Genomic DNA, 22,024 nt, shown 5'->3' with positions numbered 1-22,024 from the left:
GATTATTCGCAAAAAAATATATTTCCAAGATTTGTGATAAAAACTTAGATTGTTTTTTAACAAAATAAAAAAGCTTCATTGTAATAAATGAAGCTTTTTAAGGTAATCAAATCGGTTGTGATGATGTAATATTATAGTTTAAACGAAACAGATAAAGTAACGTTTGAATTTATGTTGTTGATGTTGGCGCGATCTACTAAACCAACTTGAAAAAGTTGTGGATTTCTTACTTGTTCACTTCTGTCGTAAGCAAGATCTATAGCTAAACTGCCAAAATTATATCCTAATCCAAGAGAGTATCCTTCTAAATCACCAATAGTTGTTCCGTCTTGATATGGACTTTCTTCAAAGCGGTATCCTCCACGTAAGCTAAATTGTTTGATTCTGTATTCTCCTCCAATTCTGTAGGTCGAAGCAGCTTGTAATTGAGTTTCTATATTGTTGTTTGTTGCAAGGAAATCGTTAGTTGGACGTAATTTAGCATTCGCGTAATCTTTTAAAGAATAATCGAAACTGATGAGTCCTTTTTTTCCAAATATGTAAGCAAAACTTCCGGTAATGTTCCCTGGAGATACAATTCTATGTTCTCTGTATGCGTTTACAACATTTGGAAAAATATCACGTCTTAAAATTTCTGTAGGACTTGTAGGATTTCTGAAATCAGTGCTTAGTCCTTGAATTAATTCATCGTTTAAGCTATACCAAGTTGGAGATTGATATGAACCTCCTAAACGAATGTTTTGTAACTTTAAGATGGCTCCAACTTGAAAAGAAATTCCAGTCCCATACGTGTACAATTCATTAGAAAATTCTGCATATTGTAATCCAGAACCTAAATTCACTGGACTTTCAGTTAAAACTTTTCGTTCTCTATAATCTACATCATGAGAGTTAATATTTAATCCTAAGTATAGATTATTTCTGTATTGTGCAGCTACATTAAATGTATATTTTCTGTTGAAACCAGAAGTTTGAACTAAATATTCGTGATCTGCTCCGTCTGAATAGTCAGCATTCGAAGTATAAGCAGTATTATCATTGTCGTTTGTTACTGGATTAATGATAAAACCTTCATAACCTAAAAAACCTTGTTGTGCTTCAAAACCAATATTTTCACCTAAAAATAAATAAGTATCTGTGTCGCTTTCATCAATTTGCTGTGCAATATCTCCTAAAAATTGCCCATTGGCTAGGATAACAAAGTAATCTGCAATTCCTCTCGAGTTGTTATTTCTTCCAGCAGCGAGATAGTTATTGTAATAATTACCATTGTTTTGAACATTTAGTCCTAAAGAAATTTTCCTCCAGTCTCCATTGTCCATATTATTAAAAACAAAAACAATTCCAGCTTGATTCAGATCAAATTCAGAATCATTTCTATTAACTGTAGAGTTAAAGTATGAAACATCATTGTCGTTGTTGTAGTTACTTAATGAAACGGTAACTTCGCTAGTGCTAAAAATAGCTGAGCCTGCTGGGTTTATTGAAAATGCTGAGAAATCACCTCCAAGAGCTCCAAAAGCTCCGCTCATTGCTTTAAAACGTGCTGTTCCATTTAAATCCTCTGATGAAAATCGAACAATGTCGTCAACGTTTTGGGCGTTACTTACAGACATAGCAAGAACACCTATGAATAGTATGAATACTTTTTTCATAATTTAATTTAGTATTATTTTTAGGGATATATGTTAATGTGTGTGATTTAGTTTCTTCCACCTCTTCTTCCGCCGCCTCTGCTAGATCCGCTTGATCTGCTGCTTCCGCTAGATGATCTAGAAAAAGATCCTCTACTACTTGAAGGTCTAGAACTATTAACTCTAGATCTTGTAGAAGGTCGGGTGATTGTAGATCTTGTATGTGAATTTCTCGTAGCACGTGTTGACCTCGTAGATCTTGTATTTCTTGTAGCACGAGTTGATCTTGTGCTTCGTGTATTTCGTGTTGCTCTTGTATTTCTACTATTTCTTGAAGATCGAACAGAACTGTTGTTTCTTCTAGAAGAACGCGAGTTAGAATAGCGGCTGTTTCTGTTACTACTTCTCGAGTAATAGTTTGCTCTTCTGTTTGCTATAGCTCTATTTGCGTAAGTTCTTCTTCCTCTGTTGTATGCGTAAGCGTATCCGTATGGAGATCTCCAATATGGATTATAAAACCCTCCACCGTAAAATCCAGCATATGGAGAGTAAATTCCGCAGAAAGCTCCACCATATCCCCAGTTGTTCCAACCCCAACTGTTCCATCCCCAACGATTCCATCCCCAGTTGTTCCAACCCCAACGGTTCCAACCCCAGCGATTCCATCCCCAGTTATTCCAGCCCCAATTGTTCCAGCCAAATCCATTTCCTCCGTATACATTGATGGTAATGTCATTGGCTGTTTCTCCCCAAGGAGAGTAACTTTCGGTATATCCAATTGCTTCAACATTAGTTTCTGTGTCAACATTATTTTGGCTAGAGTAGGAGTCTACGTCTGTAAAGACATCTCCGTCTCCATAGATATCGTCAGCCTCCATTGATTTTTGTTCAAAGTAATTTTGATATGCATTATTACTAGGATTAGCAACTTCAGTTGTTTGTACTTGTTCTTGTTCCGAACCATAAATGCCATCATCGTATGTGGCTTGTTGATATGTGCCACATGATGTTAATGTCAAAAAAGTTAATGCTAAAACGTATACAGCGCTGATGTTGTTTTTTAAATGGTAAATTACTCGCATATCTCCTAAAATTAATTGTTGAACAATACAAAAATAGTTAGTTTTGTCGAAACTATTTTATATTTAACATATTCACAATATTTGTGCCAAACTACTAAGAATGAGCAAGAAATTAACTAAGAGAACTGAAGATTACTCAAAATGGTATAACGAATTGGTTGTAAAGGCTGACTTAGCCGAGAATTCAGCTGTAAGAGGTTGTATGGTAATTAAACCATATGGCTATGCTATTTGGGAAAAAATGCAAGCTCAATTAGATAAAATGTTTAAAGAAACGGGACATGAAAACGCATATTTTCCGCTATTTGTACCTAAAAGCCTGTTTGAAGCGGAAGAAAAAAATGCAGAAGGCTTTGCAAAAGAGTGCGCGGTTGTGACACATTATCGACTAAAAACGAATCCTGATAAAGAAGGAAAGTTAATGGTAGACCCAAATGCAAAACTAGAAGAAGAGCTTATAGTTCGTCCTACAAGTGAAGCCATTATTTGGAATACATATAAAAATTGGATTCAATCATATAGAGACCTTCCTATTTTAATAAACCAATGGGCAAATGTAGTACGTTGGGAAATGCGTACACGTTTATTCTTAAGAACAGCAGAGTTTTTATGGCAAGAAGGTCATACGGCTCACGCAACAAAAGCAGAAGCAGTAACTGAATCTTTACAAATGCAACGAGTATATGCTGAATTTGCTGAAGATTTTATGGCAATGCCAGTAGTAAAAGGTGCAAAAACTGAAAGTGAACGTTTTGCTGGAGCACTAGACACATATACTATAGAAGCTCTAATGCAAGATGGAAAAGCATTACAAGCTGGTACGTCACATTTCTTAGGTCAGAACTTCGCAGAAGCTTTTGATGTAAAATATGTAACAAGAGAAGGCAAACAAGAATTAGTATGGGCAACTTCTTGGGGAGTTTCTACACGATTAATGGGAGGATTGATAATGACTCATAGTGATGATGCTGGATTAGTATTGCCTCCAAAATTAGCTCCAATTCAAGTAGTTTTTGTTCCTATATATAAGAATGAAGAACAATTTGATGCAATAGCAGAAAAAGTTGCAGAAATTTCTACTCAATTAAAAGATAAAGGAGTTTCTGTTAAATTTGATAAAAGAGATACTTTGCGTCCAGGAGCGAAATTTGCTGAATGGGAATTAAAAGGAGTTCCTTTGCGAATTGCCATGGGAGCACGTGATCTAGAAAATGGAACATTAGAAATAGCACGTAGAGATACCTTTGAAAAACAATCAGTAGCACAAGAAAATGCTGTAGAAACTGTTTTAAGCCTTCTAGAGCAAATTCAAGAAGATTTATTTGCAAAAGCTAAAAGCTATAGAGATCAAAACACTACAGTAGTAGATACGTTTGATGAATTTAAAGATACAATAAAAAACAAAGGTGGATTTGTTTCTGCACATTGGGACGGTACAGCTGAAACCGAAAACAAAATAAAGGAGCTTACAAAAGCAACAATTCGCTGTATTCCATTAGATGCTTTGGAAGAAGAAGGAAAATGTGTATATTCGGGGCAGAAATCAACTCAGAGAGTGTTATTTGCGAAAGCTTATTAAAAAAAAAGAAAAAAACTTTTAAAAATAGTTGGAGCATATAAAAATAGTTGTATTTTTGCATCCGCTAACAGAAATAATGGCCCGTTCGTCTAGGGGTTAGGACGCCAGGTTTTCATCCTGGTAACAGGGGTTCGAATCCCCTACGGGCTACTAATTTTTTCTGTAAGTTTTATTTGCAAATATTAATTATTGGATTAAATTTGCAACCTCATTGAAAAATGATGGCCCGTTCGTCTAGGGGTTAGGACGCCAGGTTTTCATCCTGGTAACAGGGGTTCGAATCCCCTACGGGCTACTAAACATTAAGTTTAAAGAACAAAGATAATTAAGAAGAGAGATGGCAAATCACAAGTCAGCATTAAAAAGAATCAGAAGCAACGAGACTAAGCGTCTAAGAAATAGATATCAGCACAAAACAACTCGTAATGCTATTAAGAAATTAAGAGGATTGACTGATAAGAAAGAAGCTGAAGCTTTATTCTCTAACGTAGCTTCTATGATTGATAAATTAGCAAAGCGTAATGTTATTCATAATAACAAAGCAGCTAACTTAAAATCTAAACTAGCTAAACACGTTAGTGCTTTATAATATTAAAGTAACTTAACTTATTAAGATATTTAACTCCAATTTAATTGGAGTTTTTTTTATGCCTAAATTTTACTTAAAATCCTAACATAAAAAAGCTGCTTATGAAATGTAAGCAGCTTTTTTTATATAAAATATGAGCTTTTTATTTGTCTATGCGTTCATAGAGATTAAAAACTCTTCGTTATTTCTGGTTTGTTTGATACGCTGATTGATAAATTCCATAGCTTCAACTGGATTCATATCAGCAAGGTACTTGCGCATTACCCACATACGTTGAATTGTGTTCTCATCAAGTAATAGATCATCTCTACGTGTGCTTGAAGAAGTAAGATCGATCGCAGGGAAAATACGTCTATTAGAAATCTTACGATCCAATTGAAGTTCCATGTTACCAGTTCCTTTAAACTCTTCAAAAATTACTTCGTCCATTTTAGAGCCTGTTTCAGTCAATGCAGTAGCAATGATTGATAAAGATCCTCCACCTTCGATATTTCTAGCGGCTCCAAAGAAACGCTTTGGTTTGTGAAGTGCATTTGCATCTACACCACCACTTAATATTTTTCCAGAAGCTGGTTGTACTGTATTGTAGGCTCTTGCAAGTCTCGTAATTGAATCTAGTAAGATAACAACATCGTGTCCGCACTCTACTAAACGCTTTGCTTTCTCTAAAACAATATTTGCAACTTTTACATGATCTGAAGCTTCTTTATCAAATGTAGAGGCAATTACTTCTCCTTTTACATTGCGTTGCATGTCTGTAACTTCTTCAGGACGCTCATCAATAAGTAAAACAATTTGATATACTTCAGGATGATTTGCTGCAATTGCATTAGCAACATCCTTTAATAACATTGTTTTACCTGTTTTTGGCTGTGCTACAATCATTCCTCTTTGTCCTTTTCCGATAGGAGAGAACAAATCCATAATTCGTGTAGAAATTGTACTCTGACGTTCAGCTAAGTTAAATTTCTCATCAGGGAATAATGGTGTTAAATGTTCAAAAGCAACACGATCTCTTACTACTTGCGGATCTAAACCATTAATCTTACTAACTTTAATTAAAGGAAAGTACTTTTCACCTTCTTTTGGAGGCCTTACAATACCTAAAACAGTATCTCCAGTTTTTAATCCAAATAAACGAATTTGTGATTGTGATACATAAATATCATCAGGTGATGACAAATAATTATAATCAGATGATCTTAAAAATCCATAACCATCTTGCATAATATCTAAAACACCTTCACTCTCAATAATTCCGTCAAATTCAAAATCTGGTTCACGATAACGATTACGTTGATCTTTATTTCCGTTATTCTTGTTAGAATGGTCTTTCTTATTATGCTTATTATTTTGTTGAGAATGATCTTTCTTATTATTGTGTTTGTTATTCTGTTGAGAATGATCTTTCTTATTGTTATTCTGTTGTTTGTTGTTATTACTTGTATCCGATTGTTCCTTTCCAGATTTCTTAGAATCATCTTTCTTTGCTTGTGGAGCATTATTTTTTTGATTCTTGTCAGAAGTCTTACGTGTTTGTTTGTTTTGTTTAGGAGTCGGAGTGTTAGATTTTTCAGAAGAAGTTGGCTCTGACTTTTTTTGTGGACTTGGAGTCGGAGGAGTAGGCTTATCAGTTCGTTGATTAGGTTCGCGTTTAATTCGCCTTCTCTTTGTTGGAGTCTCCTCGGCTTTTTTAGTTTTTGGTTCGGCTTTGGTAATTGGTGCTACTGACTCAGGATTACTTGCCTGAAGATCTAATATCTTATAAATTAAATCTAATTTCTTTAAAGTTCTATACTTCGGAACAGCTAAAGTCTTTGCTATTTCTTGTAATTCGGGGAGCTTTTTGCTTTTTAATTCTGAAATTTCTAACATTTATTGGATTGTAATGAATTTTTTTTTGAAAAATGAGTGATAAAAATACTCGTAAGAAGTGTGTAAATCTATTATTAACAATAGATTATGAATTGTCTATGCAATAATACAAATTTATTTTAATAAACAAAATAGTATTTTATGAAAAGAACCATTATTTTTGTGATCCATTTTTAAGATATGATTCAAAGAATACAGAGTATATATATGATATTAGTTGCAGCAATTGCTGGTGGCTTAACGTTTGTATTAAACTTGTATACATTAGAAAATGAAGTAGAAGTTTTTGCTAAAGACGAACCTTTATACTTAGGCTTGTTTATGGCATCTGCTGTGATAGCTTTAATCACTATCTTCTTATTTAAAAACAGAAAATTACAATTTGTGTTGAATCGTTTCAACATCTTATTTAACCTTATTTTATTAGGGATATTTGTATATCGAATGCTAAATTTATCTGGAGAGGTTGGTAAAATCTCTGAGAAAGGTATTGGGGTTATTCTTCCTATTATTTCTATCGTTTTATTAGTGCTCGCAAACCGAGCAATTAAGAAGGATGAAGACCTTGTAAAATCTGTAGATCGATTACGATAAACCTAACATCTTAGTAATCTTAGTGCGTAAGAAACTCCAAAGTGTCAAACCTTTGGAGTTTTTTTAGTTTAACTCTAAATTGTAAATAAATAGTTTTTAGAGTAGTAAAATCATCAAGGAAAAATCAAACCAAGTAGAAGTACGGGAATTTTAAAATCAAGAAAATCACGCTGAAATTCGATATAATTGAATTGTAAGTTTACAGAAAACAAACCTATAAAACTTTTATTATGGAACTTACAGCATCAATTTATGGAGGAGGGCCTTTTTATCCTGGTCCAAACTCTGCATTACCTGCAATCAAAGAAACTGGATTTACAACAGTAGTTTGTTGGGCACTTCATGTGCGACCAAATGGTGATATTGCCTATAATGATACTCTGATTATTACTAATGGACAATATGTTGGAGAAGAATCTTGGGGACAACAATTAGAAGAAGTAAAAGAAGGAGGAAGTGTTAATAGAATTCTATTCTCTATTGGAGGTTGGCAAACAAATGATTTTTATCATATCATGAATTTATTGAATACTCAGGGAGATGGACCTAGCAGTATTTTATTTAAAAATTTTGAGACATTACTTCATGTTATTCCTGCAATAGATGGTATTGATTATGATGATGAAGGAAACTACAATATTAATACTATTGTAAGATTTAGTCGTATGCTAGCAAAGATAGGATATAAAGAAGTTACATTCTGTCCTTATACAAACAGCCCATTTTGGATTAATTGCTTAAAATGTATAGAAGTAACAAATCCTGGGTTGGTTACAGGGTTTAATTTACAATGCTATGCTGGTGGAGCATATAATATAGGTAGAGTGAAAAAAGACTGGATTGATCCTTTACAAAGTGCAATGGGAAGTAATTTTGATGCTCCAGGTTTCATAGATCCAGGATTATGGTGTAAAAACGGTGATGGATGTACACAAGGAATGGATCCTAAACAAATAAAAAGTCAATTCACAAAGTGGAAAAAAGACAAAATTAAAGGCGGATTTATCTGGTTGTACGACGATATCGAAAAATGTGGGAACGATCCAGAAGCTTATGCAGCTGCTATTTTAAGCGGATTAAGCTAAGAAAAATAAATACCATTGTATCAAATAATAAAACCTCAGCGAATACTGAGGTTTTTTTGTTTTTAGTGATTTCCCTAAAAATTAAATAGTGTTTTCCCTGTAACAATCTAGTTTTCTTCCTTGATTTTTTCTTTCAGAATAGTAGCAATTTTGTCCTGTACAATTTCGAAAATGAACAGGCGAACACCGAAAAGCCTAATGAATAGAGTAGGTGAAACAAAAAACAATTTTATGAGTTTATCAAAATATAATCCAGGACAAGAACTGGCAAGTATCGATTTTGAATCTATGATTGGAGGACCGTTAATTTCTGTAGTAAATGCGCAAGCACAAGCTTCAATGAGTTCGGTAGATTTTATCCAAAAAGTAGGTTTTACAGAAGACAAAGAACCAATTTATGTGTCTTTTAAATACCCAAAACAAGTTGCACCATATCAAGAAGGAAATATAGGAAAAGTTATTTCTATTGATGTTACTAATGGAGGAAGTGGATATACAGAACCTCCAATTGTTACCATAGCTGGAGATGGAACTGGTGCTACGGCAAAAGCATTTTTAGATGGTACAGACGCTGTACAACGTATTGAAATAGAAAATGGAGGAAATGGATTTACAAATGCAACTGTTACAGTTGTAGGAGACGCAACTGCTGATGCTACAGTAGGAACAGTGCAAGGAATTCCTGCAAAATTTCAAGAAATGCAGATTGAAGTGCCAATCTTAACAATGTTGCCAATTCCTTTTATTCGTATTGATGAAACCACAGTAGATTTTAACGCAAAAATTAATTCGGTTGAATCTAGAAATGTAGAAACAGAAGCAGGTGTTAAAGGAAATCTAACATTAAAGCAACGTTGGCCAGGTGGATCAGCACGATTGAATGTTTCTGCATCTTACAAACGTAAGTCGCAGCAAGGATTCAACATTGAAAAAACATATTCAATGGCAGTACATGTAAAAGCTGTACAAGATGAAATGCCAGCAGGAATGGAAAAACTGTTAGGAATTTTAGAAAATGCAATTGTTTCAACTCCAGCAGCTTAAAGTTAAAAATTAAACAATGGCAAATTTACAAGATTATTTAGGGACATTAGTCGCTAGTGTAAATCAAGCAAGAGTATTGGCGGATATCGAATCCGCCAACATTGCTGAACAATATGCACAGCATCGTTTATTAAAGCATTTCTCTATTCCGAGAATGAAAATGCAAAATGTAGAATTTACGATTCCCATCGCAATAGATGAAGTGCAAACTTCAGAACCGATAGATTATCAACCGATTGATAATAAAACGTTTGTCTCACAAGCGTATGACGAACTTACCAATGTATATCAAGTGAGAAGCTTTGACAGAAAATCATCTTTACAACTGCGAAAAGCACTTTACCTTCATGCAGACGAACTAGAAAGAAATTTGAAATCTGGAGAAAACGTTGATGTAGCTTTGCAGAAATTTTCAGAGAAAATTGCAATACAAGCATTAGAAATCAAAACGCCAACGCAATCAACATCTGCAAGTTTGGCAACTGGAGCTATCAAATCAAAAGAAACAAAAGGAGAAAAAAATACAGAAAAAATGGCGCAGATAACCAAAGATGTGATTCGTGAGAAGATGATTTCACGTTTGCAGTCTTCTATCAAGCCAAAAGAAATTCAACGAAGTATAGAAAATGCAAACGTAATTGTAGAAGCTAGTAGGTTGAAAGAACAAAAAACCGAAAACATGGTTTTTATTAAAATGACCGTTCTTGAAGAAGGCATGGAATGGCATACCATTGAAAATGAAGATGGAACAAGCAATTCAAAGCTTTTACCAGAATAATCATAAGAGAAAAAATGTAATACAATACCAATGAACAAATCTTTAGTAGATATCGTAGAAAAATGTAAAGCCTTCTTGTTTCAAGTTCCCAATTTAGCAGACAAGTTAGGAGAAAAAGATGTACACTTTATAACAGAATTGACAACTTGGCTACAGGAATCGGAAGAATTCTTAAAAACATATAACTACGCGCAATGTTCAGAGATAGCAGGATTAAGGAGTCAGCTAATGACTCCTTTGTTATCCTCTGAGAAAAATTCGTCTAAACGTAAAGAACAATTATATGTAGCTTCTACCATATTATATCCGGCGCAAGGCGTATTGCAAGCGGTTTTAGAACCTATTGAATACAAAGTACAACAAGCGCGTGAAATCATAGCACAACTATTACAGCTAGCAAAACAAGCAGGAATGATTCGTTATGAAGCACATATAGATTTCAATACTTACATCATGGGAATTTTTGAAAGTTTTAAAAATCATGAGCAACTCAGAGCGAGTATGGCTAAAGTATTAACAATGGTAAACCGATCGGATGTATTGCGAATTATGGCAGAGGAAATTGATTTTTCCTAACAGACCTAAATATATTAGCTTAACAACTTCGCCATTTCGTCGTCGTCCCAATATTTTGCTACTTCAGCGGCTGTAATACCTTTGCTATAACTTGCAAATACGGCAGTACTTCCAATAGTAACATCCAAACCTTTTTCAATTAAAAGTTTTGCCATTTCTGGATGTCCGCCTTGATCTGCTAAATAATGTGCAGGTGTCCAACCGTTGTTGTCTAGCACATTTGGATTGGCGTTTTCATGGAGTTTAAAATAAGCTTTCAAGCCATCTAAACGTTTGCTTCGTGCTAAATAGTGTAAGCAATGTGTACCTTGTTCATTTTTAACATCAAACGAAAAGCCTTTAGAAAATAATTCGTTAATAATTTCTGGTTCTCCTACTGAGCAAGCATGAATAGTCGCAGAACTTCCTGCATTATCTGTATGTTCTTTATCTAAATTACTTCTATTTGTATACAAACTAATACAACTAATAGCGTTTAAATACTTTTCCAGTCCATCTGGTGTCCAAGAATATTCACTAATTTCTTCTTGTTCCCAGGTTTCCATGTCAGTATACGAATCATTAGCATCACCTGTATACGGTTTAATGTACTGCATCCAACCATTTGTAATTTTATACTTTACACGAACACCGTCATTCTCTCCAGTTGTTTCCCAGTCTTGAATTTTGGTATTATCTAAATGCATAATACTATTGAGTAGAGGAGACGCACCGTAATTATCGGTTGTATTGATATCAGCTTTCATTCGAAGTAATTCTCCAATCATAAGGTAGCTTCCTGAAGTAGCAGCAACATTCAAGGCGGTTTGCCCGAAACTATCTTTGGCTTCTAAATCAATTTCTTTAATCTTTTCTATTTTAAAAATAGCTGTAAAATCTATAGCTGCGGCTAAATGTAGCAAGGTTCCTTTTTTGTCAGTTTCAACTAAAACATCAGCGCCATTTTCGATTAAAATTTCGCAAATAGCTTTGTGTTCCTTTGAAACAGCTAATTGCAAAGGATAAAAATCTTGTTGGTCAGCGACATCCAATTTTGCACCATGATTAAGTAACAATAGTACAATTTCTTTATGTCCGTTAAAAGCAGCACAATGCAATGCTCCAGAATTTGGTCCCATAAAATTTACGTCTGCTCCATTGTTAATACAATCTTGCACAGTTTCTAAATTACCGTTTTCTGCAGCGATGATGAGTTCTTTGTTGTAGTCCATATAGTTTTTTGAATGATATTATAAGATTTTGATAAAGTAAAATTTTTAAGTGTAACGAAGCTCTTGAACGAATTAATTTTCAGGCTTGTAATCTTTAGGATGTAAAGGTCTGTTAATTGATTTCAAATAATTAATTTCATCTTCCGTCATTTTTGCACCTCTTTCTACTAACAGATCAAAAAATTGATGTCCGTTCCAATATGCTTGTCCAAGAATACTAATATCGCAAGGACTTGTGTATTGTCCGTTATTCGGAACCACTAAATTTACATCTGAACCTGCATCAATCAAAGCTTCAACAAAGTTTGGTTCATTACAACCTGTAAGTGCGTGAAATAATGCACTTTTTCCTTTATTATCGAGTAATTTTACATCTGCTCCATGAAGAAGTAAATACACACCAATATAAGCGTACACTTCCAAATAACCAGTGCCTTGTCCTTTGGAAGCAATCAAATTTAAAGGTGGTTTTCCGTTTCTCTTTATATTGACATCGAGACCTTTATCACCGAGAATTTCGATCATATCTACATAACCTTTCAATGGAAACCATTGATCATCTGTATTTACAGCAATGTGAAAAGGAACTCGAATATTTGATAATTCTATACTGTCAACCAACTTGCGGAGTTCGGGAACATTTTTCTTTTTTACAGCTCTTTTTATGGCGTTATTAATGCTTTTGATTTCTTCTTCTTGCATTAGAATTATTTTGTTTCTCTAAATGTAATTAATTCTAAATTAATATCGATTGGCGAGTTCAATAATCTCTAAATCTTTAATCTTATCTTGATCAATTACAAAGCGTAGCATGGTACGGACTTTATGAAATCCGTGTTTTCCACATGCGCCAGGATTCATATGTAGTAAATTCAGTTTTTTATCAAACATCACTTTTAAAATATGTGAATGTCCGCAAATAAAAAGTTTTGGTGGATTTTTCCGAATCTCTTCACGTACACGTACATTATATTTATTTGGGTAACCGCCAATATGCGTGATCCAAACATCAACACCTTCACACATAAAACGATTGTGTTCAGGAAATTCCATACGTGCTTTATCGTTATCAATATTTCCATAAACTCCACGTAAGGGTTTCAATTTCTGAATAGTATCAGTTATAGACAAATCGCCAATGTCGCCAGCGTGCCATACTTCATCAGCATATTGTACATGTTTTAAAATTTGATCGTCAATATGACTATGTGTGTCGGATAATAGTAAAATTTTCTTCATAAAACCGTTTTCGGTAAACCTGTGAACTATTGATGAGAAATTCGCCTTCAAAATATTGAATTAAAGTTCAATATGTTTAAACTTCAATTATTGAGTAAAACTTTGCTAAATAAATGTGAATTCCCGTAAAATAATGAATTAAAACTTATCTTTGTCAGTCTGAAACAAAAGTAGCAAAATTACCTTGAGATACTTCATTGAACTTTCTTATAATGGCGAAAAATATCACGGTTGGCAAAACCAGCCAAACGCTATTTCTGTACAAGAAGTTATCGAAAAAGCTTTATCTACATTGTTGCGATCTAAAACTGCTATTGTCGGCGCAGGACGAACAGATGCTGGTGTACATGCCAAACAGATGTATGCACATTTTGATACTGACATAGTATTTAATCAAACAGAACTAACATTTAAGCTGAATTCATTTTTACCAAAAGATGTAGCCATTCAGAAAATTCATCAAGTAAAGAAAGATGCACATGCACGATTTGATGCTACAGGAAGAACGTATGAATATTTGATTGTAAGCGCTAAAAATCCTTTTTACAATCAATCTGCACATACAGTTTACAAGCAGCTAAATATTGATTTGATGAATGAAGCTGCGCAAGAATTGTTTAATTACAATGACTTTAAATGTTTTTCAAAAACGCATACAGACGTAAAAACATATATCTGTAAACTTGAAAAAGCGGTTTGGGAACAAAAAGGTGAACTTTTAGTTTTCACAATTCGCGCGGATCGTTTTTTAAGAAACATGGTGCGTGCCATTGTTGGAACGTTGATAGAAGTAGGCTTAGGGAAATTATCTATAGAAGGATTTAAAAAAATAATAGAATCGAGAGATCGAAATAAAGCAGGGACTTCGGTACCAGGAAAAGCATTATATTTAACAGCTGTGACCTATCCCGCAGAAACATTTACAACGCATGGCTAAAGTAACAGGAAAAGTATTTGATGTCGGTCTTTTTAAACGATTATTGACATATACGAATCCGTACAAATTTACCTTATATTTTGTAGCAATTGCAGCAATATTATTATCTGTATTTGCAGTAGCAAGACCCATTTTATTAAGAATTACGGTTGATGATTACATCGTAACTAAAGACAAGCATGGTTTGTTAATTTACATACTTTTTATGTTAGGTGTTTTGGTATGTGAAGTAATATTTCAATTTCTATTTGTATTCTACGCAAACTGGCTTGGACAAAGTATTATTAAAGATATTCGAAAAAAACTGTTTCATCATATGCTGCAATTTAAAATGGCGTATTATGATAAATCTTCTGTAGGTCGTTTGGTTACTAGAGCTGTAAGTGACATAGAAACTATAGCGAGTATTTTTAGTCAAGGATTATTTGTCATCATTGCAGATTTACTCAAAATGCTAGTAGTAATTACAGTAATGTTGTTTATGAGTTGGAAATTATCGTTAATTGTTTTCGCGATTCTTCCGTTAATCATTTATGCAACTCGTGTATTTCAAAAAGCAATGAAAGCTGCCTTTGAAGAAGTAAGAGCGCAAATATCTAACTTAAACTCCTTTGTGCAAGAACGTGTTACAGGAATGAAAATCGTTCAATTATTCTCAAGAGAAGAAAGAGAATTCGCAAACTTCAAAGAAATTAATGAAAAACATAAAAAAGGTTGGCTAAAAACCATTTGGTATAACTCTATCTTCTTTCCAATTCCAGACTTGGCAAATTCAATTGCTATTGGTTTAATAGTTTGGTATGGAGGATTGATGTCTGCGACAAATTCATCTGTAAAATTAGGATCTATTTTAGCATTTATCATGATGATTGGAATGTTGTTTAGGCCTTTACGTCAAATAGCAGATAAATTCAACACCTTGCAAATGGGAATGGTTGCTGCCGGACGCGTGTTTAAAGTTTTAGATACAGAAAGTAAGATAGAAGACAACGGAAAGCTGACTTCAATAGATGTAAAAGGAAGTTTATCGTTTAAAGATGTGCATTTCTCATACATTGAAGATGAAGAAGTATTGCACGGAATTTCATTTAATGTAGCGCAAGGACAAACGGTTGCTATTGTTGGAGCAACTGGAGCAGGAAAATCTACAATTATCAATCTGTTAAATCGTTTTTACGAAATTGACTCAGGAACGATTACCATTGATGGAACTGATATAAAAAATATAAAATTGACAGCTTTACGCGAAAAAATTGCGGTGGTTTTACAAGATGTATTTTTATTTGCAGATACCATATTAAACAATATCACCTTACAAAACCCTGCGATTACTAGAGAAACTGTTGAAGCAGCAGCAAAACAAATTGGCGTGCACGATTTCATTATGAATTTGCCAAACAATTACGAATACAATGTAAAAGAACGTGGTAGCATGTTGTCTTCTGGGCAACGACAATTAATTTCGTTTTTAAGAGCGTATGTCACAAATCCTAGTATTTTAATTTTGGATGAAGCAACCTCATCAGTAGACTCATATTCAGAACAACTCATTCAAACTGCTACTGATACAATTACCAAAGGTAGAACTTCCATTGTCATAGCACATCGATTGGCAACTATCAAAAAAGCAGATACCATTATTGTAATGGATGCAGGAAATATTGTAGAACAAGGTTCGCATGACGAATTACTTCAAATAGAAAACGGATATTACAAAAATCTATATGAAGTACAGTTTATTCAACAAGAATCTGACAAGTAAACTACATATACACTTTATATAAAACTCCAATAATTATAGCTAAAATAAGGAGTAATAGGAAGACTACTGATGTTATAGTAAAAATGATAAAAGCCTTTGTAAATAGTTGCTTAGTATTGAGTTTAAATACTCTTGTGAGTACATAAAAGAAGTAAAAAAATAAACTGGCTATTGACAATAAACTCAAGATGTTTTGTACTTCTATAGACAAGAAAAGCAAAGGAATAAACAGTGAGTATACGACTAGTTGATACTGAGAAATTGTATAGAGATTAAGTACAATGTGTTCTGTGTAATTATACTTTTTGTAATTTAAAAAAGCAATCTTGGTAACCAGCGCATTTACAGGAATTGATAAAAAGGCAAACAAATTAAAATATTCCATAAAAAAGTAAAAACCTTTCATAGAACTTTCTGAAGCTAAATCATTTTGATAAAAACCTTTAAAGGCATTTTCATAAAAAGCGATGGTTTCTTCTAGCAAGAATGTCTTGTATAAAAAGTTATACAATCCTGTGATTGCTAAACTGATTAAGAAAAAATTGATAGGATTTAAATACTTTTTGCGCGTTCCTTGGATAAAACTATCAATGACAACTTCGGGCTTTGAAAACATACCGCGAACCGTTTTTAGTAAGGTATTGTCATAGTTTAAAAAACGTTTTGAAAAATCTTTCCACAAAATTTTTAATGTAAGCCTATTGTGAATTATTTTAGCTCCACAATTGGCGCAAAATTTATGGGTAGTTTCTAGTGGATAATCACAATTTTTACATTGCATAGGTTTGCTATTTTGGGAAATCTATTAATTATCTATAAGTCGCATTCTTTCTAAAATGTTACCTAGTTATAGTTAACTTAAATCATTTTGAAGCATTTCTTGAAGTGCAAGTATATCTTCATACAATACAAATTCACCATCTCTTATATAAGAAATTTGTCCAGTTTCTTCAGAAACTACAAGTACTAAGGCATCTGTTTTTTCGGTAATTCCCACAGCAGCTCTGTGGCGTAAACCAAAACGTTGTGGAATCATACTTTCTTTAGAAACAGGCAAAATAACACGTGTTGCGGTCACACGATTACCTTCTATGATAATAGCGCCATCATGTAATGGACTGTTCTTAAAAAAGATACTTTCTAATGTAGGGACATTAATATCCATGCCCATTGCATCTCCAGAATTTTTTACAAAGTCTAATGAATTGTTACGTTCAATTACTATAATGGCTCCAGTTTTGGTTACAGACATTCTAGAGCAAGCAGTAACGATAGCTTCAACATCTGTTTCTGTATTTGCTTCTTGTTTTAGGAATTTAAAATGCTTTACAAAGCTCCGTTTCGTAGCAAAATTTGTAGAACCAATCATTAACAAAAACTTTCGAATTTCTTGTTGAAACACTATAAATAAGGCAATAATTCCAACATTAATAAATCCACCAAAAATATTGCTCAGTACATTCATTTCAAGCGCTTCCGTGATTTTCCAAATGATGAAAATAATCACAATTCCAATAAAAATATTAATCGCAGCAGTTCCTTTTACAAGTTTGTATACATAATACAAAAGCACTGCAACGAGAATAATTTCGATGAAATCTAATAGTCCAAAATTTAAAAAGCCAATAAAATCCAAAGTCAGTTAGGTGAACAGTTTGAGTAAAAATAATAAATATTATATAAGCTAGCTGCAAAAGCTATTTTTTTTAAAAAAGAAAACTTTTAATTAAGTTTCCTTTTTTTAAGGTGAAACCGTAATAGTTTGATAATCATATTGTTTAGATTTCATAATTATTAACCATAATTAAAAACAACAAAATCATGTTACACAAAATTTTAAGTCTACAAGGAGTTCAAGAAATAGCAAAACAACAACAGTTACAAATTCTTGGAGGATCTGTATGTCAACACAACGGATCGTGTGTAAACTACGGTAGCGAATGTAATGAGCGCAGCTGTCAAAAACATCCACTTTCGATGTAAAAATAAGGTGTTGTAACTATAAAATCAACAATAACTATTGTAGTATTTATAGAATTAAATGCACAAATTATAAACTGTCTAGAAATCATTCTAGACAGTTTTTTATGCAAAAAAATATGATAAAACTATATCTAAAAAGTTGTTTGAAAGTATTCTAGTAATTTTTCCTTTAAGAATGATCCAACAAAATTTACGGATACATCATTCCGACCAATTTAATACATTCTACAGCTTCTTTTACATCATGAACACGCAAAATAGAAGCGCCATTTTGTAGTGCAATCGTATGTAAAACAGAAGTTCCATTCAACGCTTCTTGTGGAGACGTTTCCAATACTTTATAAATCATAGATTTTCTGGAAACTCCAGCTAATACAGGATAATTAAGCATTTTAAACAAATTCAACTCTTTTAAAATCGTGTAATTATGCGCAATAGTTTTTCCAAAACCAAACCCAGGATCAATGATAAGGTCATTAATTTTGTGTGATTTGGCTATTGCTATTTTTTCAGAAAGTTCATTAAGAATATCTTTCAATACATTGTCATACGAAGGATTTTGTTGCATTGTTTTTGGAGTTCCTTGCATATGCATCATAACATAAGGAACACCAAGTTCGCCAACAGTTTTCATCATCTCTACATCTGAATTTCCTGCAGAAATATCATTCACCAAAGCAGCGCCTATATTGATAGCTTCTCTAGCAACATTACTTCGAAATGTATCAACAGAAATAAGTGTTTCAGGAAACTTTTTTAAAACCAATTGCACAATAGGGAGCAAGCGTTGTTTTTCTTCCTCTTCGGAAACATCTTGTGCGTTTGGACGTGAACTGTATGCGCCAATATCAATAAATGTAGCTCCATCAGTCAACATCTTTTCAACTTGCGTCAAAATAGATGCTGAGTCTTTATACATGCCGCCATCAAAAAAAGAATCGGGCGTTACATTCAAAATTCCCATCACTTTTGGCGTATCTAGGGAAACTAATTGACCTCTACAATTTATACTTTGCATACATAAATACCTTTAAAATGAACTTATATCCATTTCTTTTTTTAAATTGAAAACTTTAGGCGAAATTTACATAAAATCTTACGCATTGCATAGCAAAACTGTAATGTGATTTTAGAACTTAACAAGAGTATAGAAAAGTATAAGTAATGGAAAAGAATAAAATCGGCAAGGACACAAGTGAATTTGATTGGTCAAAATTAAATAGATTTCAAAAAGTTGCAATGGCTTTTAAAGTTGCTTTTGCATATTTACAGGATAAATTCGATTCTACACTCGGAAGAATTTTGACAATATTTTCACAGCTCTTTGTTGGTGGATTATTTATCTTTTCTGGATTTATAAAATTGAATGACCCTGTTGGATTCTCATTTAAATTGACTGATTATTTTGCAGAAGATGTATTAAATCTTGAATTCTTATCACCGTATGCGCTTTGGATTGCTGTATTTGTTGTAATTCTAGAAGTAATTCTTGGTGTGATGATTCTGTTAAACCTTTACAAAAAACCAGTATTATGGAGTTTACTAGGGTTAATTATTTTCTTTACGTTTTTAACGTTTTATTCTGCATATTTCAATAAAGTAACTGATTGTGGTTGTTTTGGAGATTTCTGGAAACTTACGCCATGGGAAAGCTTTACAAAAGATATCATTTTACTATTCTTTATCATTATTCTATTCATAGGATATTATAATATCAAATCAATATTTCCTAAAAAAGTAAACATCGTAATTACTGCTATAAGTTTGTTGGCATGTATTCTTTTTGGAAGACATGTGCTCAATCATTTGCCAACATTCGATTTCAGACCGTATAAACTCAATGCAAATATTATGGAAGGAATGTCAGTTCCACCAGATGCACCAAGACCTGTATTTCAATACAAGTGGATTTTTGATGTAAACGGAGAACAAAAGGAAATCATTACGCAAGATGCAAACTATCCTGAAGTAGAAGGTGGAACTTATGTAAGTGTAACGAGTGAAATACTAGAAGAAGGATACGAACCACCAATTCATGATTTCTCCATAGAAAGTCTAGAAGATGGCGACCTAACAGAAACAATGTTGGCAGAAGAAAAACTCATTACAATTGTAATGTACAACTTAGACAAAACAGAAGATGAAGGACTTCTAAAAGTCAAAGAATTTACAGACAATGCCATCAAAGCGGGTTATAAGGTAATTGGTTTATCATCTTCAGATCCAAACGATTTACAAGACTTAGCAAATACAATGTCGTTCAATTTTGAATTTTACTTAACGGATGAAACTGCCTTAAAAACCATCATAAGATCAAATCCTGGAGCATTAAAACTTGAAAAAGGAACCATTACAGGCAAAGCGCATTACAACGATTTTGACAAGATAAAACTATAGAACACAATACTTGGGAAGATACATCACACATAAAATTGGGTATGCATTCTTAACACTTTTCGGAGTAGTTACAGTAATATTCTTCTTGTTTAATATACTTCCTGGTGATCCTGCAAAAATGATGCTCGGTCAAAACCAGACAGAAGAACAAATCGCTATTGTAAAGAAAAAATATGGTTTCGATAAACCAATATTAACACAATATGCTTATTACTTAAATGATTTACTTCCAATATCATTTCACTCTACTCAAAAAGAAGATTACACCTATTTATCTAAAAATAAATACAGCGCTGCACAACTATTTACCATAGGAAATACAACAACGGTAGTAAAGCTTCCATACTTACGTGAATCCTTTCAAAAATCTGGAAAAAGTGTATCACAAGTCATCAAAGAAACTTTGCCCAATACTATTGTTTTAGCCATTGCTGCAATTAGTATTGCCATGTTATTAGGAATCATATTTGGCGTTATTTCTGCATTATATAAAGACACATTTATTGACAAAGCCATTCAAATTATAAGTACACTAGGAATGAGTGTTCCATCGTTCTTTAGCGCCATTCTATTCGCTTGGATTTTTGGTTTTCTTCTGCATGAATATACAAACTTAAACATGACAGGGAGTTTGTACGAAGTAGACGATTTTGGTGAGTCGATTAGCATTCGCTGGAAAAACCTCATCTTGCCAGCTATCGTACTCGGAATTCGTCCATTGGCAGTTGTCATTCAACTCATGCGAAACTCATTACTAGAAGTGTTCAATCAAGATTACATAAGAACAGCCAGAGCTAAAGGATTAAGCGAATTTCAAATAGTAAAAAAACATGCTATCAAGAATGCCTTAAACCCTGTAATCACGGCAATATCAGGTTGGTTTGCTTCCATGTTGGCTGGAGCCGTTTTTGTGGAATATATATTTGGCTGGAATGGACTCGGTAAAGAAATTGTTGATGCGTTAAATAGCCAAGATTTACCAGTAATTATGGGTTCTGTGCTTATCATTGCCAGTATGTTTGTGATCATAAATATCTTGGTAGATATCATATATGGTTGGTTAGATCCTAAAATCCGATTGAAATAATATGAAAACTTTATCCGTATTTTTCGCCTGTATCAGTATAATTTTATGCCTACAATCATGTAAGCGCGAAACATCAAACAGTAATTCCCAAACTCCTGAAACAACGCTAAAACAACTGTTGCCAGCAAATACAAGTATTCGAATACTAATTGATAAAAGTGACTATACACTTTCTGTTTTTACAGCAGATACCTTAGTAAAACAGTATGATGTTGTTTTTGGCGGAAACCCTGTAGATGACAAAGAAAAAGAAGGAGACAAACGAACACCTGAAGGTGTATTTGGAGTTCGCGATAAATATCCGCACCGTAGTTGGTCAAAATTTATCTGGATCGATTATCCAAATGCGTCCTCATGGAAAAAGTTCAATCAGCGTAAAGCAGAAGGAATTATCAATGAAGGTGAAACCATTGGAGGAGAAGTTGGTATTCATGGTGTGCCAGATGGAATGGACAATATAATTGATGAAAAACAAAATTGGACTTTAGGATGTATCTCAATGAAAAATAAGCATGTCAACGAAATTTATCCATACATTACAAAACAAACACAAATTACAATTCAAAAATAAA

Annotated in this window: 22 protein-coding genes and 2 tRNA genes; 15 read left to right on the top strand and 9 right to left on the bottom strand. The window is 33.4% G+C overall.

What is annotated here, in order from left to right; translation table 11 throughout:
- Nucleotides 1–131 precede the first annotated feature (131 nt).
- Nucleotides 132–1,655: an OmpP1/FadL family transporter gene (locus ACOQOS_RS08365; RefSeq protein ID WP_420574517.1), complete on the bottom strand. Its 1,524-nt coding sequence runs from the start codon at nt 1,653–1,655 to the stop codon at nt 132–134.
- Nucleotides 1,656–1,702: 47 nt separating this feature from the next.
- Nucleotides 1,703–2,716, bottom strand: a complete 1,014-nt coding sequence (locus ACOQOS_RS08360) for a hypothetical protein (RefSeq protein ID WP_420574516.1) — start codon at nt 2,714–2,716, stop codon at nt 1,703–1,705.
- A 100-nt stretch (nt 2,717–2,816) separates the two neighbouring features.
- Here ACOQOS_RS08360 and proS point away from each other — a divergent pair, with 100 nt between their 5' ends.
- From proS to rpsT, 4 genes are all read left to right on the top strand, one after another.
- The gene (gene proS, locus ACOQOS_RS08355; protein ID WP_420574515.1) at nt 2,817–4,295 is read left to right on the top strand and encodes a proline--tRNA ligase; all 1,479 of its coding nucleotides are present in this window, start codon (nt 2,817–2,819) and stop codon (nt 4,293–4,295) included.
- Between the two features lie 78 nt (nt 4,296–4,373).
- Nucleotides 4,374–4,445 (top strand) — tRNA-Glu (locus ACOQOS_RS08350).
- A 73-nt stretch (nt 4,446–4,518) separates the two neighbouring features.
- Nucleotides 4,519–4,590 (top strand) — tRNA-Glu (locus tag ACOQOS_RS08345).
- 42 nt (nt 4,591–4,632) lie between these two features.
- The gene (gene rpsT, locus ACOQOS_RS08340) at nt 4,633–4,884 is read left to right on the top strand and encodes a 30S ribosomal protein S20 (RefSeq protein ID WP_420574514.1); all 252 of its coding nucleotides are present in this window, start codon (nt 4,633–4,635) and stop codon (nt 4,882–4,884) included.
- A gap of 150 nt (nt 4,885–5,034) precedes the next feature.
- On the opposite strand, the gene rho is transcribed toward rpsT, so the two are convergent.
- Nucleotides 5,035–6,759 (bottom strand): transcription termination factor Rho, encoded by a 1,725-nt coding sequence (gene rho / locus ACOQOS_RS08335; RefSeq protein WP_420574513.1) that lies wholly within the window; start codon nt 6,757–6,759, stop codon nt 5,035–5,037.
- A 180-nt stretch (nt 6,760–6,939) separates the two neighbouring features.
- Here rho and ACOQOS_RS08330 point away from each other — a divergent pair, with 180 nt between their 5' ends.
- The 5 genes from ACOQOS_RS08330 (at nt 6,940) to ACOQOS_RS08310 (ending at nt 10,836) form a co-directional block, all read left to right on the top strand.
- The gene (locus ACOQOS_RS08330) at nt 6,940–7,353 is read left to right on the top strand and encodes a DUF4293 domain-containing protein (protein WP_420574512.1); all 414 of its coding nucleotides are present in this window, start codon (nt 6,940–6,942) and stop codon (nt 7,351–7,353) included.
- 230 nt (nt 7,354–7,583) lie between these two features.
- A complete protein-coding gene (locus ACOQOS_RS08325) occupies nt 7,584–8,438 on the top strand; it encodes a hypothetical protein (RefSeq protein ID WP_420574511.1) in 855 nt (284 codons plus the stop codon).
- A gap of 231 nt (nt 8,439–8,669) precedes the next feature.
- Nucleotides 8,670–9,482 (top strand): DUF2589 domain-containing protein, encoded by an 813-nt coding sequence (locus tag ACOQOS_RS08320; protein ID WP_420574510.1) that lies wholly within the window; start codon nt 8,670–8,672, stop codon nt 9,480–9,482.
- Nucleotides 9,483–9,498: 16 nt separating this feature from the next.
- A complete protein-coding gene (locus ACOQOS_RS08315; RefSeq protein ID WP_420574509.1) occupies nt 9,499–10,260 on the top strand; it encodes a hypothetical protein in 762 nt (253 codons plus the stop codon).
- A 30-nt stretch (nt 10,261–10,290) separates the two neighbouring features.
- Nucleotides 10,291–10,836: a hypothetical protein gene (locus tag ACOQOS_RS08310; protein ID WP_420574508.1), complete on the top strand. Its 546-nt coding sequence runs from the start codon at nt 10,291–10,293 to the stop codon at nt 10,834–10,836.
- Nucleotides 10,837–10,850: 14 nt separating this feature from the next.
- Here the strand turns inward: ACOQOS_RS08310 and ACOQOS_RS08305 are convergent, their stop codons facing one another.
- From ACOQOS_RS08305 to ACOQOS_RS08295, 3 genes are all read right to left on the bottom strand, one after another.
- Nucleotides 10,851–12,047: an ankyrin repeat domain-containing protein gene (locus tag ACOQOS_RS08305; protein WP_420574507.1), complete on the bottom strand. Its 1,197-nt coding sequence runs from the start codon at nt 12,045–12,047 to the stop codon at nt 10,851–10,853.
- A gap of 72 nt (nt 12,048–12,119) precedes the next feature.
- Nucleotides 12,120–12,749: a hypothetical protein gene (locus ACOQOS_RS08300; RefSeq protein WP_420574506.1), complete on the bottom strand. Its 630-nt coding sequence runs from the start codon at nt 12,747–12,749 to the stop codon at nt 12,120–12,122.
- Between the two features lie 39 nt (nt 12,750–12,788).
- Nucleotides 12,789–13,286: a metallophosphoesterase family protein gene (locus tag ACOQOS_RS08295; protein ID WP_420574505.1), complete on the bottom strand. Its 498-nt coding sequence runs from the start codon at nt 13,284–13,286 to the stop codon at nt 12,789–12,791.
- A gap of 184 nt (nt 13,287–13,470) precedes the next feature.
- Between ACOQOS_RS08295 and truA the strand changes: the two genes are divergently transcribed.
- Entirely contained in the window at nt 13,471–14,223 is a 753-nt protein-coding gene (truA, locus tag ACOQOS_RS08290) for a tRNA pseudouridine(38-40) synthase TruA (protein ID WP_420574504.1), read from the top strand.
- Nucleotides 14,216–15,985, top strand: a complete 1,770-nt coding sequence (locus tag ACOQOS_RS08285; RefSeq protein ID WP_420574503.1) for an ABC transporter ATP-binding protein — start codon at nt 14,216–14,218, stop codon at nt 15,983–15,985. Before truA ends, ACOQOS_RS08285 begins: the two co-directional genes overlap by 8 nt.
- A 1-nt stretch (nt 15,986) precedes the next feature.
- Here the strand turns inward: ACOQOS_RS08285 and ACOQOS_RS08280 are convergent, their stop codons facing one another.
- On the bottom strand, nt 15,987–16,766 hold the full coding sequence (locus tag ACOQOS_RS08280; RefSeq protein WP_420574502.1) for a DUF3667 domain-containing protein: 780 nt from the start codon (nt 16,764–16,766) through the stop codon (nt 15,987–15,989).
- A gap of 72 nt (nt 16,767–16,838) precedes the next feature.
- Nucleotides 16,839–17,621, bottom strand: a complete 783-nt coding sequence (cdaA, locus tag ACOQOS_RS08275; protein ID WP_420574501.1) for a diadenylate cyclase CdaA — start codon at nt 17,619–17,621, stop codon at nt 16,839–16,841.
- 185 nt (nt 17,622–17,806) lie between these two features.
- Here cdaA and ACOQOS_RS08270 point away from each other — a divergent pair, with 185 nt between their 5' ends.
- Complete coding sequence (locus ACOQOS_RS08270) at nt 17,807–17,968, top strand: hypothetical protein (protein WP_420574500.1); 162 nt, start codon at nt 17,807–17,809, stop codon at nt 17,966–17,968.
- Between the two features lie 190 nt (nt 17,969–18,158).
- Here the strand turns inward: ACOQOS_RS08270 and folP are convergent, their stop codons facing one another.
- On the bottom strand, nt 18,159–18,986 hold the full coding sequence (gene folP, locus ACOQOS_RS08265; protein ID WP_420574499.1) for a dihydropteroate synthase: 828 nt from the start codon (nt 18,984–18,986) through the stop codon (nt 18,159–18,161).
- A 146-nt stretch (nt 18,987–19,132) separates the two neighbouring features.
- Between folP and ACOQOS_RS08260 the strand changes: the two genes are divergently transcribed.
- The 3 genes from ACOQOS_RS08260 to ACOQOS_RS08250 are packed head-to-tail and all read left to right on the top strand — an operon-like array spanning nt 19,133 to nt 22,023.
- Entirely contained in the window at nt 19,133–20,365 is a 1,233-nt protein-coding gene (locus ACOQOS_RS08260; protein WP_420574498.1) for a BT_3928 family protein, read from the top strand.
- Between the two features lie 10 nt (nt 20,366–20,375).
- On the top strand, nt 20,376–21,452 hold the full coding sequence (locus ACOQOS_RS08255; protein ID WP_420574497.1) for an ABC transporter permease: 1,077 nt from the start codon (nt 20,376–20,378) through the stop codon (nt 21,450–21,452).
- Nucleotide 21,453: 1 nt separating this feature from the next.
- Nucleotides 21,454–22,023: a L,D-transpeptidase family protein gene (locus ACOQOS_RS08250; RefSeq protein ID WP_420574496.1), complete on the top strand. Its 570-nt coding sequence runs from the start codon at nt 21,454–21,456 to the stop codon at nt 22,021–22,023.
- The last annotated feature ends 1 nt before the right edge of the window (nt 22,024 follow it).

This window comes from Kordia sp., from assembly GCF_965224175.1.
Lineage (GTDB): Bacteria > Bacteroidota > Bacteroidia > Flavobacteriales > Flavobacteriaceae > Kordia.
This window is presented reverse-complemented; position numbering and strand designations above follow the sequence as displayed.

Bases quoted from the DNA above. Each gene is read 5' to 3' on its own strand.
- ACOQOS_RS08365 (WP_420574517.1), bottom strand. From the start codon at position 1,655: ATGAAAAAAGTATTCATACTATTCATAGGTGTTCTTGCTATGTCTGTA.
- ACOQOS_RS08360 (WP_420574516.1), bottom strand. From the start codon at position 2,716: ATGCGAGTAATTTACCATTTAAAAAACAACATCAGCGCTGTATACGTT.
- proS (WP_420574515.1), top strand. From the start codon at position 2,817: ATGAGCAAGAAATTAACTAAGAGAACTGAAGATTACTCAAAATGGTAT.
- rpsT (WP_420574514.1), top strand. From the start codon at position 4,633: ATGGCAAATCACAAGTCAGCATTAAAAAGAATCAGAAGCAACGAGACT.
- rho (WP_420574513.1), bottom strand. From the start codon at position 6,759: ATGTTAGAAATTTCAGAATTAAAAAGCAAAAAGCTCCCCGAATTACAA.
- ACOQOS_RS08330 (WP_420574512.1), top strand. From the start codon at position 6,940: ATGATTCAAAGAATACAGAGTATATATATGATATTAGTTGCAGCAATT.
- ACOQOS_RS08325 (WP_420574511.1), top strand. From the start codon at position 7,584: ATGGAACTTACAGCATCAATTTATGGAGGAGGGCCTTTTTATCCTGGT.
- ACOQOS_RS08320 (WP_420574510.1), top strand. From the start codon at position 8,670: ATGAGTTTATCAAAATATAATCCAGGACAAGAACTGGCAAGTATCGAT.
- ACOQOS_RS08315 (WP_420574509.1), top strand. From the start codon at position 9,499: ATGGCAAATTTACAAGATTATTTAGGGACATTAGTCGCTAGTGTAAAT.
- ACOQOS_RS08310 (WP_420574508.1), top strand. From the start codon at position 10,291: ATGAACAAATCTTTAGTAGATATCGTAGAAAAATGTAAAGCCTTCTTG.
- ACOQOS_RS08305 (WP_420574507.1), bottom strand. From the start codon at position 12,047: ATGGACTACAACAAAGAACTCATCATCGCTGCAGAAAACGGTAATTTA.
- ACOQOS_RS08300 (WP_420574506.1), bottom strand. From the start codon at position 12,749: ATGCAAGAAGAAGAAATCAAAAGCATTAATAACGCCATAAAAAGAGCT.
- ACOQOS_RS08295 (WP_420574505.1), bottom strand. From the start codon at position 13,286: ATGAAGAAAATTTTACTATTATCCGACACACATAGTCATATTGACGAT.
- ACOQOS_RS08285 (WP_420574503.1), top strand. From the start codon at position 14,216: ATGGCTAAAGTAACAGGAAAAGTATTTGATGTCGGTCTTTTTAAACGA.
- ACOQOS_RS08280 (WP_420574502.1), bottom strand. From the start codon at position 16,766: ATGCAATGTAAAAATTGTGATTATCCACTAGAAACTACCCATAAATTT.
- ACOQOS_RS08270 (WP_420574500.1), top strand. From the start codon at position 17,807: ATGTTACACAAAATTTTAAGTCTACAAGGAGTTCAAGAAATAGCAAAA.
- folP (WP_420574499.1), bottom strand. From the start codon at position 18,986: ATGCAAAGTATAAATTGTAGAGGTCAATTAGTTTCCCTAGATACGCCA.
- ACOQOS_RS08260 (WP_420574498.1), top strand. From the start codon at position 19,133: ATGGAAAAGAATAAAATCGGCAAGGACACAAGTGAATTTGATTGGTCA.
- ACOQOS_RS08250 (WP_420574496.1), top strand. From the start codon at position 21,454: ATGAAAACTTTATCCGTATTTTTCGCCTGTATCAGTATAATTTTATGC.